The organism is Vibrio sp. CyArs1, from assembly GCF_022432925.1.
GTDB classification, from domain to species: Bacteria; Pseudomonadota; Gammaproteobacteria; order Enterobacterales; family Vibrionaceae; genus Vibrio; species Vibrio mediterranei.
In genome coordinates, this window is sequence record NZ_JAKRBO010000002.1 from 593,946 (window position 1) to 606,629 (window position 12,684).

The following is a 12,684-nucleotide window of genomic DNA, read 5'->3' on the forward strand; positions in this document are numbered from 1 at the left end:
GATATAGATTAGAGTCATTATTCTATCTTAACTGGCTACTTTATAAGCAAAATGATTTGCACGCACTACACAACCATCATTGAGTTTTGACGATTCGCTCGCACAGTTACCCCGTTTTCCTACGTTAGTTCCGGCATCTACTTATGATGATCGGAACAAAATCACAGTATGACATTTAGGAATTTGGGACAGAACTATGAAAATCCATACTCATATCGTAATGCTCGCATCGATGACATTAAGTGGTTGTGTTACCGTGCATGAGGATAATAGCAATGCTCAACACAGCCCCATAGATATGGCTGATACACGTATTGCTTTGGGTCTTAACTACGTCAAACTTGAACAGTATTCCAAAGCACGTCAAAGCTTAGAAAAAGCCATGAAATATGCACCCCACTACTACAAAAGCAGTTTGTCTTTAGCGTACTATCTCGATGTAGTCGGAGAAGTTGATAGAGCGGCAGAGCTATACAAGAAAACACTTGATGAACATCCAAACAACGGCAATGTTTACAATAACTATGGTACTTTTTTGTGTAAGCAAGGGGAATTTCAAAGGGCTGATGTCTTATTTAATCAAGCGATCGACAAGCCTAATTATTATGCTGTCGCCGAAACCTATGAAAATGCGGGGTTATGCGCTCTAAAAGCGCGAAAGAGTCATCAAGCCAAATACTATTTCAGCAAGTCAGTTGAACACCAACCGCTGCGTCCAACCTCTAGTTTGCAATTAGCGGCGTTAGAAATAGAACAGGACCAATTACATCAAGCTCGATTGAGATTGCTCGACTTTAGCCAACGTTATGGTTATCAGCGAAACAACCTCGTGTTATTAATCGAGCTTGAGCGAAAATCGGAGAACTGGATGTTAGTCAACAAGTACCAAGCGTTGCTTGAGCAAGTTAACGTATTAAAGTAGTGCTTTGACCCTATCTTGTCTTTCTTCTGCCGACATGAACGTCCATGCCAAGAAACGACTTTTCTTCTGCCCTTGTGCCATTTCTTGAATCACAATTTCAGAGACACCTAGTTTTTCTAGACGCTTTCTAAGTGGGCGGATATTGTCTTTTTTGGACAGTAAGGTGCTAAACCAAATCACTTGTGATGCAAAGTCTTTACTTTCCTGAGCCATATTGAGGACAAATGCTTCCTCTCCTCCGGGACACCACAGTTCTGCATTTTGTCCGCCAAAATTGAGCTTCCCATTCAACTTGGTTGCACCGGACTGACCACGCGACTTTTGGTTTTTCGAGAGATTGTTGTTTTTTCGCTCTGTGCCTTTTTGCGCGTCTTCCATCGATTTATGGAAAGGCGGATTGCAAGTGGTCGCGACGAAGAAATCATCAGGAGCAATCACACCAGCAAAGATATGATTGCTGTTTTGCTGATGACGAATCTCAATTTTCCGCGCCAGTTTGTCGTTATTATTGACGATTTCTTTGGCACAACTCACCGAGACAGGGTCGATATCCGACCCTATCCAATTCCAGTGATGACGCGTCGCACCAACAATCGGATAGATGCAGTTTGCGCCAGTGCCAATATCAAGCGCTTTAACCTTAAGACGAGCTTTCTCAGACTGCTCTCGCATTAAGTCATATTGCAGCCACTCATTAAGTCGATGTACATAATCTGCTCTGCCGGGGATAGGAGGACACAAGTAACTCTCAGGAATGTCCCAAAAGTTTATACCATAGTAGGCCTTGAGCAGAGCGCGATTGAGGAGCTTAACCGAAGCAGGATCAGAGAACATAATCGTCGCCTCCCCTTTAGGATTGCTGATAACATAGTCCTTCAGTTCAGGGAGTGCCTGCGTGAGCTCTACAAAATCGTAGCGTCCATGGTGTAAATTGTCTTTGTGAAGACCCTCAGCATGACGCTTAACTAGCGTGGTTTCTGAGCTCACCTTTTTGTTCTTCTTAGTGTGACCCGATTTGCTCTGAGCACGTTTATTGTTGTCGGGCTTCATGCTTAAGTTCCTGATAGATCATAAATAGGCGCGCATCGAACTCTAACTGGTGATAGTCAGGCTCCATATGACAGCATAATTGGTAAAATGATTTGTCGTGCTCTTTTTCTTTGATATGAGCAAGTTCGTGCACCACTAGCATCCGCAACAACGGCTCCGGCGCATGCTTAAACACGCTAGCAATGCGAATTTCGTTCTTAGATTTTAGCTTGCCGCCATGAGAGCGGGACACATAGGTGTGCAAACCAAGCGCGTTATTTATCAAGTGAATTTTGTTGTCCCAAATGACTTTTGAAATCGGCGCTGTTTTTTTCATGTAGCGCTGCTTGATATCCATGGTGTAGTCGAATAAGGCTTTTTCACTTTGGATTTGATGACGTTCGGGATAACGCTTTTCAAACCACGTGACAAAACGTCCGCTTTCTATTAGTGAAGATACTTGTTCAATAAGGTTTTGCGGATACCCCGCAATGTATTTGAGACTACTATTCATCCGCTTTTAGCGCATCCTAGGTTAAGTTTGTCGCCATTCTATAGAAGTCCCTTTTTGAAAGCCATAAGATGGTTCTGCCAATCTAACTGCTCTAAACCAACAAGCAAAAAAGCAGCCGAAAGCTGCTTTTTGATTATTAGTGTCATGGTTAACGATTAAATGGGTTCAATATAATCCACAACCTCCAGACCAAAGCCAGACAGCGAGTGGTATTTTTTGTCTGCCGAAGACAGGAGATTCATCTTGGAGACACCGAGGTCAGCAAGGATCTGGGAACCTACTCCTACCTGTCGTGATGAGCTGGTTTTCTTGCTTTGTGGGTAGTTTTCCCCTTGGTCTAACGCCTGATAACGTTTTACTTTTGCTATCTGCGACTCGGTACTATCCTGCCCTTCTAGGATCACCAATACCCCTCCTCGATCAGCAATGGTGGCCATGGCTTTGTTTAGTGTCCATGATGATTGAGATTCGCGAGTAGAGAACAGCACATCTTGGAAAGTGTCTTTCACATGAACTCGAACGTTAGTCGGCTGCTCATCAATACTCCCATTCACCATGGCGTGATGAATTTGGTTATCCACGGTATCTTTATAAGTCACCATTGAGAACTCACCAAATTCTGTCGGGATCTGACAGCTTGCAACGCGTTTAATGGTCGTTTCTGTCGCGTTTCGGTATTCGATAAGATCGGCAATCGTCCCTAGTTTAATGCCGTGCTTTTCAGCAAACACTTCCAATTGCGGACGTCGAGCCATCGTGCCGTCGTCATTGAGGATTTCAACGATAACTGAAGCTGGCTCGTGACCAGCTAATCTCGCTAAATCGCAGCCTGCCTCTGTATGCCCAGCGCGAACCAAGACCCCGCCATCTTTGGCCGCCAACGGGAAAATATGCCCCGGTTGTACTAAGTCTTGAGGTTGCGCACCTTTGGCAACAGCAGCCTGCACAGTCACTGCTCGGTCCTCAGCAGAAATACCAGTCGTGACACCTTGCGCTGCTTCAATCGATACGGTAAACGCGGTTGCCCAAGGCTCAGTAGGATTTTGAACCATAGGGAACAAATTTAACTCTTGGCAACGCTGCTGCGTTAATGTGAGACAAATCAGCCCTCGACCATGGGTTGCCATAAAGTTGATATCTTGGGCTGAGATACACTCAGCCGCCATCATAATATCGCCTTCATTTTCACGATCTTCATCATCCATTAGGATGACCATTTTTCCTTGTTTATAGTCTTCAATGACATCTTTGATACAGCTAATTGGCATAAGAAAACCTATGTTATTGTTCGGCAAGTTGTTGAATGTAGGACACGCTAGATTGTAGTGCTGCCACAATGTTTTCCATACTTTCTGGCGAGCGCCCACGAATTGGGAAGGTGTCTTTGCGTCGATACATACGCAAGGGCTTTTCAATACTGAATGGCAGTTGACGGTTAGCAAGCGTCTGGATAATTGGCTCAAAGTTAATTACCCCCTGCCCCAGCGCTGGGAACGTAAACTTGTCATCATGAATTTGCACATCTTTAATGTGGAAATGCTGACAGAAAGACAACGCCATCTTAGCTTCTTCACTCGGGCTTAAATTGGGTACAAGAGAGACTGAGTTACCCGGATCGAAATTTAGCGCTAACGCATCATGGTTAACTTCTGAAAGCATTCGAACACCATCGTGGGCCGTCGCAAACGCATTAAAGTTATGATCACCACCATTCTCAATGCAGATGACACAGCCCTTGTCTTTGGCGTATTCCGATAACACTTTAAGATTGGCGATAATGGTTGCACGATCGGCAATGGGACCAGTACAGGTATTAAGGTAAGTCACTCCTAGATGATGAGCAAAATCGATTCTCATCATAAAGTCATCTATCGCACTCGGTGCCGCCAAATTCATGGTACAGCCCAGCGCATCTGATTTAAGTTGCTCTTTCTCTAAAAGAGACAATAAGTATTGAGCATGGCTCTCGGAGAACATGTCACTGTCAAGTTGACCAACATAGCCTTGGTTGAAGGCAAATTCGACTTTACCTAAGCCCAATTGACTGATTGTTTTCAACGACGTTTTTAAATCATGTCCATCAAAAATCGCCGTATTGATGGCTAATCTATCTAATATTCCCATCACATTAATCCCTTAATTATGTTACTTGGAGCACCTTTTCCCATGTCACTAGCGACACCAACGAGAGCATAGTGGTGAACAGTATCACGCTCGCCGTTGCTTCTTTTGCCACCTGGTATCGCTCAGACAATAAGTACACGTTAATACCCGTTGGTAGACTGGCTAGAATCACCAGGACTTGAACTTCTATTTGAGAAAGTTCAAATACCAAGCTTGCGAAGAGCAGCATTGTTAATGGAAATACGACGATTTTCACAGTAAGAAGAAGTAACACTTTCTCTTGCATCAGTGAGCGGAACGGATAGCAACTTAGGCTTGCACCAAGAATAAATAAAATAACCGGAAGAGCGGCCCAGCCAATGAGCGCGAGGCCATCAACAACTGCCGGATAAAGAGTAATGCCCCATACATTAATCAATAACCCTGTGGCAATTGCGAGTAGAATCGGGTCGGTCACGACTTTTTTATAAGAGTAGAAACCCGGCTCCCCCGAACGAATCATAAATATGTTGACCATGGGCAACACCACGACCAAATTGGTCACGATAATTCCCATCAAGATCAATTCAGCTTCTGGACCATACAGTGAGAACACCAATGGCACCCCAATACCAACGGCGTTAGGGTACAGCGCAGAAATCGATTTGATCGTCGCCGCCGCTGCAGTGTCATTGCCTTTGACGGAGAGCCAGAAACGGACGGCGAAAAATAAACCTCCCAATCCCAAACCATAGGTAGCTAGTAGCTTTGGTGAAGGAAGTTGAGAGAGGTCAGCCTGAACAAGTGAAGTAAAGAATAAACAAGGCGTGAGATAACTGAAAGCCACATTTCTACTCCAATCAATGCGACTTTTCGTCATGATTGGTAACGTTTTGGCGACTAACAGTCCAAACACAATGAGTGATAGTAACTTCACTTGCTCCATAGTTAGTGCTCCAACTTGCTATTGGCAATACTGAGCAGCTCAACGTAGCCTTCGGCATTCCATGCCGTACGACCAACAAACACGCCATCAATATTGGCTTGGTCTAGTAGCTCTGAAGCATTAGTTAGATTGACGCTGCCACCGTATAGAAGTACCACATTATCCGCGACCTCTTGACCATAGCACTCCACCAGTGCATCACGGATTGCGCAATGTACCTTTTCGGCTTCTTCTTTGGTTGCCGGAGTGCCTCCTTCCCCGATTGCCCATACAGGCTCATAAGCGAGAACAACGTTGGCTACTTTGTCTAGAGGTACGTCATACAACGCAATTTTAACCTGACGCACAACAGACTCTACTGATACACCCCACATCTTTTCCTCTGCGGTGTCACCGACACAAACCAGTGGCGTTAGGCCATGCTTTAAAGCCGCGAGTACTTTAAGATTGACGGTTTTGTCCGTCTCGCCAAACATGGCGCGTCGCTCAGAATGACCGATCTCCACAATAGAGACACCACAATCTTTCAGCATCAATGGTGACACTTCACCGGTAAATGCTCCGCTGTCTTGCCAGCACATATTCTGTGCGCCAAGTTTGATCGCATCTGCATTTATCGTTTGTGCCATTTGAGAAAGGTAAGGGAATGGCGGAATAACAAAAGGTTGAATTCGGCCATCTGACCGTTCGACCGCCTGTTCCACTGCCGCTGCCCATGACGCTGCCGAGGCAGCGTCTTTGTTCATTTTCCAGCTTGTGCCGACCCAGATTTTCTTCATGCTGGAACCTGCTCGCACGCATACTCAGACATGAACTGTAAGATAAGAGACATAGAAACCGCGCCTGGGTCTGGATGACCCAGTGAACGCTCACCAAGAGTTTTCGCTTTACCTGTTGTGGCAATCATATCTTTAGTTGCTTCAACACCTTGCTTGGAGGCAGCAGCAATTGCAGGTAGGTTTTTCGTCAAGTCACCAGAAAGTTTTTCAGATGCTTCAACAGCTGCTACTAGGGCATCAATCATCGTCTTGTCCCCTGGTTTTGCACCACCACGGTCATAAACACCTTGCAAGCCGCCGGCTAAGAATGTCGCCAGTGTTTCGGTATCTAGTTGCTTTGCACCTTTGATGGACTTAGCACCGCTACGGAACAAGGTACCGAAGATCGCCCCAGAAGCCCCGCCCATGGTAGCCATCATAGTAGAGCCAATTTTCAGCATCAGCTTACTGACATCTTCTGGTTTAAATTCGTCCGTCAGCAGCGTCTGAACGGCTAGAAAGCCTCGCTCCATACCTATGCCGTGGTCACCATCACCAATCGCTTGGTCATACTTAGTCAGCATAGGTTCGCTATCGACCATGTTCTTTGCCACATAAGCCATCATGTTTTTCGCTGTTAATACATCCATTGTTATTTCCTCAAAGCAAATGATTCACAAGGTAGGTCGTAGAGCGCTTTCAGCTCATCATCCAGTTTTAATAAAGTAATTGAGTAGCCAGACATTTCCTGAGACGTACAGTAGTTACCGACTAACGTGTCATGAACAGTGATGCCGCGCTCTGCTAGAAGCGCATGCGCTTGCTTGGTAGCAATAAGAAGTTCCATATAAGTCGATGCGCCTAGGTTATTGACCAAAAGACACACTTCATCGCCAGATTGATACGGAAGATCAGTGCACAGATCATTAATGAGACGGGTGACGACTTCGTCAGCAGAGGTCATTTTCTCGCGGGATACACCCGGTTCACCATGCAAACCCATACCAATTTCTAGCTCATCATCTGGCAGTTCAAAGTTAAAGGTATTGGTTTGTGGTACTGAGCCCGCCGACAATGCCACACCAATTGAGCGGGTGTAGTCGCGAGCGCGTTCAGTCACTGCCACAATTTGGTCAAAGTCATCGTATTTTTCAGACGCTGCACCCGCGATTTTTAGCACGTATAAATCACCCGCTGTACCGCGTCTTTCTTCGATTTTTTCTAGCGGTGCAGAAGCCACATCATCCCAAACACGAATGGTGTGAGTTTTGATGTCATCATCGTCCGCAAGTTCGGCAGCAATATCGAAATTCATATTGTCGCCCGCATAGTTACCGTAAATGTAAATCACGCCTTTGCCATTGTTGACCGCTTCAGTCGTCTGCAAAATCACGTTAGGAGCAGGAGCGGCGAAAATATCACCCAGAGCCGCGGCATCCGCGAGCCCCTTGCCGACGTAGCCTGCAAATAATGGCTCGTGACCTGCACCACCACCTGTCACGATAGCGACTTTATCCTGAGGAAAATCGGTACGCATTGCTGCGGTAATACCCGGTAAGCCTTCCAGCTTGCCATTCATCGCAACTAAGAGACCATCAAATTGCTCTCTTGCCACCGCCATTGGATCATTAATCAGTTTTTTTGGCTTTCTCATGGGGTTCACCATTTGATTTATTGTTGTTTTAGTTGATAACTAGTCGCCATTCTTGTGGTCAGCTTCAGCGCATTTTCCATTGCAGGCGTTGAGGCAACATTCTTGCCGTAAATATCAAAGGCAGAGCCGTGGTTAGCGGTTGCGATTGGAATTGGGATTCCTCCCTGAACTGTTACACCGCGGTCAAAGCCCATCATTTTCAGCGCTGTCGCGCCTTGGTCGTGGTACATAGAAACAATCGAATTCATCGATTCTTTCTCTACAACCCACATAGTCGTGTCACCAGGGAATGGCCCGAATGCTTCGATGCCTTTTTGCTTCGCTTTTTCAATTGCCGGTGTAATAGTGGTAATTTCCTCATCACCGAACAGTCCACCCTCCCCACCGTGTGGGTTAAGAGCTTGAACGGCAATTCGTGGCGACTCAAAACCTGCAGATCGCAATGTTTTGTCCATCAGCTCAATGGTTTCCAAAACCGAATCAACCGTGAGGTTATCGACAACATTCTTGAATGGAATATGAGAGGTAACGCGACCAGCCCAAATGTCGTCAACAACGTTTACTTCACAACCAAATCCTTGATACCCAGTTAGCTCTGCAAACCACGACAGTTCATCACGGTGAGCCAAACCTGCCATGCTCATCGCCTGCTTATTCAAAGGCGCAAAGCAAATACCGTGGGTTTTATGGGCTAGGGTTAAATCAACCGCTATCTTGAGTGTTTCAAGTACATAAGTTCCGCCTTGCGCCGTGGCTTTACCGTACTCAATAGGCTCGGCATGAGAACTGCTAAATTTCAGTAGAACAGGCTTATTGTCGACAAATTTGGCTTGCTCGAATGAATCCACCACATCGTAATCAAATGTCACCTGAGCAATGTCCATGCCTTTGCGAAGTTCGTATTCATCAGCAATGATAAGAATATTGGCTTGCTGTCTGTTTGCCTCGTCAGCGAGCACCTTAACCGCAACTTCAGGGCCAATTCCGGAAGGGTCACCTAATACAAGAGCAATAGTCGGTTTAGTCATGTTTTAATTCCTTGAAAGTTATTTATAAATGAAGTCCACAAAACCTACAGAGAGCGCGGGTACATACGTTGCCAGTAGCAGTACAAAGAACAGTACTCCAATGAACAGTGCGTTGACTTTTGTTACCTGCCAAATGTCTCGTTTCGCAATAGAGCAGGCCGTGATAAGTACACTTGCCACGGGCGGCGTTTGCTGACCGATAGAGATGTTCAATGCCAGCATAATTCCGAAGTGGATTGGGTCGATACCTAATTCATGAATCAGTGGGAGTACGATAGGTACAGTTAGAATGATGGCCGCAGCGCCGTGCAGGAATACACCAACAATTAAAAGCATCACGTTAAGCATCATGAGAACAACGTACTTGTTTTCAGAGATACTTAAGATGCCAGCTGCCATTTGTTGTGGTACTTCTTGCTCGGTTAGGAACAGACCTAGTACTGCCGAGGTTGCGACAAGAAGCATAACTACTGATGTACCTGTCACCCCTTCCATCATCGCTTTATAGAACAGCTTTAGATCCATCTCACGGTAGATAAAGATACTGATTACTAACGCTAGTAACACCGCGATGCCCGCTGCTTCGGTCGCGGTCATAAAGCCTGAAAGGATGCCACCAAGAATAGCGAACGGCAGCGTTAGCGCCCAAAATGCATCTTTAAATGCCACCCAAAGCTTACGAAGGCTAAACGACTCTTCTCTTGGCAAGTTGTATTTGACCGCGTAGTAGTAACACACTCCAAACATGCCAGCTGCGCCTAGGAGACCCGACACGATGCCTGCCACAAACAGCTGTGAAATCGACACATCTGCCATCGCACCGTAAATAATCATTGGTAACGATGGTGGAATGATCACAGCTAAAGAAGCTGAAGACGATGTGACCGCCGCAGAGAAGCTTCCTGAATAACCACGTTTTTTCATCGCTGGAATCAAGATAGAACCTAGCGCGGCAACGTCGGCCACTGCCGAGCCAGAAATCTCAGCAAAAATCATCGAGACACCAACATTTACCATAGATAGGCCGCCGCGAACGAAGCCTACAATAGCGTTAACGAAATTGATCAATCGAAGAGAAATACCACCGGTGTTCATTAGTGCACCAGCGAAGACAAATAATGGAATAGACAGTAGCGTGAATTTAGAGCCACCCTCAAACATTGCCAACGCAGCGTTGTAAATTGCGTCAATGCCTGACGTCGCGACCATCCCAACAATAGCAACCGCTCCGATAGCAACACCAATTGGTACATTAATCATTACTAAAGCGATCAAACAAAACAAAACGACTAACGCACTCATTTCACAGCCTCCATTGCTTCTGACATATCCTTTTTGGCATCACGAATTGCTTCTTTTATTTCTTCGTCTTCTTGCGTTGAACCATCACAGAGTAAGTTCCATGCTTTTGGCAATGAGCAGATTTGTGCCACGATAAACAGCACCGCTCCAATAGGTAACGCGGATTGAGCAAAGGAAAGTGTAATAAAGTCGAGACTCGTTAATGTCTCTTCTCCAAAAATCTCCAAAATGTAGTAACTGGCCCAAGCAATCACTGCAAAGAACCCAATCACCACCAGTTCACTAAATAAGAACAGCGCTTTACGTAATGGCAACGTCATGCTCGCCACTAAACCGCCAAAGCCCATATGAGATCGTTTGATTGCACAAAGCGCTGAACCATAGAAGGTCAACCAAGCCAACAAAATAGCGGAGACTTCGTCGTACCAATAAAGAGAAGCACCACTAAAGCGTGAAAAAACCGCAACAATGATAATGGTGCTGAGTGCGAGTAAGATCGTCATTGAAATAGCGATCAACACTTTTTCTAGAACGCTAGAAACTCTATTTAACACAGCTAGAAAAGACATCATAAACCCTCGCGAAAAACACATGAGTGGCTGCACCCAAGGTGCAGCCAAGGAACTTCTTAGTTAGCTGTTGCCATTGCTTTATTTAGCATGACTTCGCCGTTGTTTACGTTTTTCACAAAATCGTCGTAGATAGGTTGGCTTGCATCTACGAAGGCTTGACGGTTCGCTACGTTAAGCTTCATACCACCAGCAACCAGCTTATCTTTCAGTTCGCCTTCTAGCTTCGCGGCTTCTTGATAACCCCACTGCTGTGCTTGCTTAGCAGAGTCTTCAAGCACTGCTCGAACTTCATCAGGGAATTTCCCATAGTGGCGTGCACCTGCAGTTAGGTATGCTGGTGTGTACACGTGGTTTGTCACACTCAAGTAGCCTTGCACTTCATGTAATTTCGCTGCATAGATGTTGGTATACGGGTTTTCTTGCCCATCGATAACACCAGTTTGTAGACCAATGAATACCTCACTGAAGCTCATAGGCGTTGGGTTCGCCCCCCAGTTTTTGAACATCTTCACGCGCCATGAACTGTTTGGTGTGCGAATTTTCAAACCATCAAGATCTTCTGGTGTGTTAACCGGGCGCTGCGCATTAGTGATGTTTCTAAAGCCGTTTTCCCAAAAACCGATGACTTTATAACCTTTCTTTTCAGCAGCCGGCGCGATATATGGCCAGAATACTTGCTCCTCGATCTTAGCGACATGGTCACGATCTGAGACTAAAAATGGTAGTTCAAACAACGCCATTTCTGATACATGCGTTGGTAGTGTTGAAGTGAGTAGAGCCAAGTCTACTGTGCCAAGCTTCAACTTCTGCTGCACATCTTTATCTTTACCTAATTGAGCTGCACCAAAGAACTTAAGGTTGTAGTCAATACCTTGTTTTTTGAATTCTTCGTTTGCCACTTCAGTAAAATATTGTGTCGTGTTGTATTGAAGTGAACCTACCTGCGCGCTAGTCGCCACTTTTAGGTCTTTGGCAAATGCCGCTGAAGAAAGAACAGCAGACACAGCGAGTGCAGTAAAAGTAAGTGTTGTTTTTTTCATTTTAGTTTCCACGTTATTCCATTAAACATTGAGGGAGGGTTATCCAATAAATTCTTTCTCTATCTCCTTAATTCTATTTACCTTAGGGGTCGAGGGTCCGTCAGAAAACTCTGAATCTAACCATGTATCTAATATCGCTTTTGCGAGCTCAGAACCGATCACGCGAGAACCCATAGTGATAATTTGCGCGTCGTTGCTCTTACGAGCTCGCTCAGCAGAAAACGTATCGTGGCAAAGTGCAGCTCTAATACCTGGTACTTTATTTGCCACAATAGATACACCGATTCCGGTACCACAAAGAATGATGCCGCGTTCATGCTTTCCAGCACTCACTGCTAAGCTGACTTCTTTGGCAATATCCGGATATAGTGATGCGTTCTCTGGGTCGATTCCGTAGTCGACATACTCAATACCTTTCGCAGCTAAATGAGCTTTCAAGCACTCCTTCAAATCTACTGCTGCGTCATCACATCCAATTGCAATCATGTCGCTATCCTTATGTTCATTTGTCCATCGAGATTGCAAATGATATTGAACTTTTATTCCTAAAAGTTACAGATGAACATCTTTCAAATGAGATATCAGTCACCAAAACAATACAATTTATTAACATTATCGTGATCAACCTAGCCTAAAATCCAATTTAATAAATGCCTGTAGCTTTTATAAAACAGAACATACCTCAGATCTTGTAAATAATTTATTTTTATATTATTCAATAACTTAATATTAATTAGCAAAATTATCACCACTTGCTCAGTAGAGCATAAGCTCTACTCTGTAACTGTAAAAAACCCAGTTTGATAGTTTGTTCAC

General features: G+C 45.1%; 14 protein-coding genes. 1 reads left to right on the top strand and 13 read right to left on the bottom strand.

Annotated features, from left to right (window positions below; translation table 11 throughout):
• Positions 1–196 precede the first annotated feature (196 nt).
• Positions 197–922 carry a type IV pilus biogenesis/stability protein PilW gene (gene pilW / locus MMA19_RS09395; protein ID WP_198557979.1) on the top strand — a complete coding sequence of 242 codons (726 nt, stop codon included), beginning with the start codon at positions 197–199 and terminating at the stop codon, positions 920–922.
• On the opposite strand, the gene rlmF is transcribed toward pilW, so the two are convergent.
• The 13 genes from rlmF to rpiB all read right to left on the bottom strand — a co-directional run bounded on the left by rlmF (position 914) and on the right by rpiB (position 12,354).
• Positions 914–1,972, bottom strand: a complete 1,059-nt coding sequence (rlmF, locus tag MMA19_RS09400; RefSeq protein ID WP_198557980.1) for a 23S rRNA (adenine(1618)-N(6))-methyltransferase RlmF — start codon at positions 1,970–1,972, stop codon at positions 914–916. The two genes, pilW and rlmF, sit on opposite strands and share 9 nt — an antisense overlap.
• Positions 1,953–2,465 (bottom strand): M48 family metallopeptidase, encoded by a 513-nt coding sequence (locus MMA19_RS09405; protein WP_031495766.1) that lies wholly within the window; start codon positions 2,463–2,465, stop codon positions 1,953–1,955. Before MMA19_RS09405 ends, rlmF begins: the two co-directional genes overlap by 20 nt.
• A gap of 155 nt (positions 2,466–2,620) precedes the next feature.
• Positions 2,621–3,733 carry a 3,4-dihydroxy-2-butanone-4-phosphate synthase gene (gene ribB / locus MMA19_RS09410; protein WP_240206070.1) on the bottom strand — a complete coding sequence of 371 codons (1,113 nt, stop codon included), beginning with the start codon at positions 3,731–3,733 and terminating at the stop codon, positions 2,621–2,623.
• 13 nt (positions 3,734–3,746) lie between these two features.
• Complete coding sequence (locus MMA19_RS09415; RefSeq protein ID WP_240206071.1) at positions 3,747–4,589, bottom strand: sugar phosphate isomerase/epimerase family protein; 843 nt, start codon at positions 4,587–4,589, stop codon at positions 3,747–3,749.
• Positions 4,590–4,605: 16 nt separating this feature from the next.
• Entirely contained in the window at positions 4,606–5,514 is a 909-nt protein-coding gene (locus MMA19_RS09420) for an AEC family transporter (protein ID WP_240206072.1), read from the bottom strand.
• A gap of 2 nt (positions 5,515–5,516) precedes the next feature.
• Entirely contained in the window at positions 5,517–6,293 is a 777-nt protein-coding gene (locus MMA19_RS09425; RefSeq protein ID WP_006073793.1) for a triose-phosphate isomerase, read from the bottom strand.
• Positions 6,290–6,922, bottom strand: a complete 633-nt coding sequence (dhaL, locus tag MMA19_RS09430; RefSeq protein ID WP_006073795.1) for a dihydroxyacetone kinase subunit DhaL — start codon at positions 6,920–6,922, stop codon at positions 6,290–6,292. The genes MMA19_RS09425 and dhaL overlap by 4 nt, the downstream gene beginning before the upstream one ends.
• A gap of 2 nt (positions 6,923–6,924) precedes the next feature.
• Positions 6,925–7,926, bottom strand: a complete 1,002-nt coding sequence (locus MMA19_RS09435) for a dihydroxyacetone kinase subunit DhaK (protein WP_062457364.1) — start codon at positions 7,924–7,926, stop codon at positions 6,925–6,927.
• Between the two features lie 17 nt (positions 7,927–7,943).
• Positions 7,944–8,954, bottom strand: coding sequence for a 4-hydroxythreonine-4-phosphate dehydrogenase PdxA (locus MMA19_RS09440; protein WP_006073797.1), 1,011 nt, complete (start codon positions 8,952–8,954; stop codon positions 7,944–7,946).
• 18 nt (positions 8,955–8,972) lie between these two features.
• Entirely contained in the window at positions 8,973–10,256 is a 1,284-nt protein-coding gene (locus MMA19_RS09445) for a TRAP transporter large permease (RefSeq protein WP_006073799.1), read from the bottom strand.
• On the bottom strand, positions 10,253–10,828 hold the full coding sequence (locus tag MMA19_RS09450) for a TRAP transporter small permease (RefSeq protein WP_231892927.1): 576 nt from the start codon (positions 10,826–10,828) through the stop codon (positions 10,253–10,255). Before MMA19_RS09450 ends, MMA19_RS09445 begins: the two co-directional genes overlap by 4 nt.
• Before the next feature lie 56 nt (positions 10,829–10,884).
• A complete protein-coding gene (locus tag MMA19_RS09455; protein WP_006073802.1) occupies positions 10,885–11,868 on the bottom strand; it encodes a TRAP transporter substrate-binding protein in 984 nt (327 codons plus the stop codon).
• A gap of 39 nt (positions 11,869–11,907) precedes the next feature.
• The gene (gene rpiB, locus MMA19_RS09460; protein ID WP_006073804.1) at positions 11,908–12,354 is read right to left on the bottom strand and encodes a ribose 5-phosphate isomerase B; all 447 of its coding nucleotides are present in this window, start codon (positions 12,352–12,354) and stop codon (positions 11,908–11,910) included.
• Between the last annotated feature and the right edge of the window lie 330 nt (positions 12,355–12,684).

What these genes read in the sequence shown, in the direction of transcription:
- pilW (WP_198557979.1), top strand. Translation starts at nt 197, where the DNA reads ATGAAAATCCATACTCATATCGTAATGCTCGCATCGATGACATTAAGT.
- rlmF (WP_198557980.1), bottom strand. Translation starts at nt 1,972, where the DNA reads ATGAAGCCCGACAACAATAAACGTGCTCAGAGCAAATCGGGTCACACT.
- MMA19_RS09405 (WP_031495766.1), bottom strand. Translation starts at nt 2,465, where the DNA reads ATGAATAGTAGTCTCAAATACATTGCGGGGTATCCGCAAAACCTTATT.
- ribB (WP_240206070.1), bottom strand. Translation starts at nt 3,733, where the DNA reads ATGCCAATTAGCTGTATCAAAGATGTCATTGAAGACTATAAACAAGGA.
- MMA19_RS09415 (WP_240206071.1), bottom strand. Translation starts at nt 4,589, where the DNA reads ATGGGAATATTAGATAGATTAGCCATCAATACGGCGATTTTTGATGGA.
- MMA19_RS09420 (WP_240206072.1), bottom strand. Translation starts at nt 5,514, where the DNA reads ATGGAGCAAGTGAAGTTACTATCACTCATTGTGTTTGGACTGTTAGTC.
- MMA19_RS09425 (WP_006073793.1), bottom strand. Translation starts at nt 6,293, where the DNA reads ATGAAGAAAATCTGGGTCGGCACAAGCTGGAAAATGAACAAAGACGCT.
- dhaL (WP_006073795.1), bottom strand. Translation starts at nt 6,922, where the DNA reads ATGGATGTATTAACAGCGAAAAACATGATGGCTTATGTGGCAAAGAAC.
- MMA19_RS09435 (WP_062457364.1), bottom strand. Translation starts at nt 7,926, where the DNA reads ATGAGAAAGCCAAAAAAACTGATTAATGATCCAATGGCGGTGGCAAGA.
- MMA19_RS09440 (WP_006073797.1), bottom strand. Translation starts at nt 8,954, where the DNA reads ATGACTAAACCGACTATTGCTCTTGTATTAGGTGACCCTTCCGGAATT.
- MMA19_RS09445 (WP_006073799.1), bottom strand. Translation starts at nt 10,256, where the DNA reads ATGAGTGCGTTAGTCGTTTTGTTTTGTTTGATCGCTTTAGTAATGATT.
- MMA19_RS09450 (WP_231892927.1), bottom strand. Translation starts at nt 10,828, where the DNA reads ATGATGTCTTTTCTAGCTGTGTTAAATAGAGTTTCTAGCGTTCTAGAA.
- MMA19_RS09455 (WP_006073802.1), bottom strand. Translation starts at nt 11,868, where the DNA reads ATGAAAAAAACAACACTTACTTTTACTGCACTCGCTGTGTCTGCTGTT.
- rpiB (WP_006073804.1), bottom strand. Translation starts at nt 12,354, where the DNA reads ATGATTGCAATTGGATGTGATGACGCAGCAGTAGATTTGAAGGAGTGC.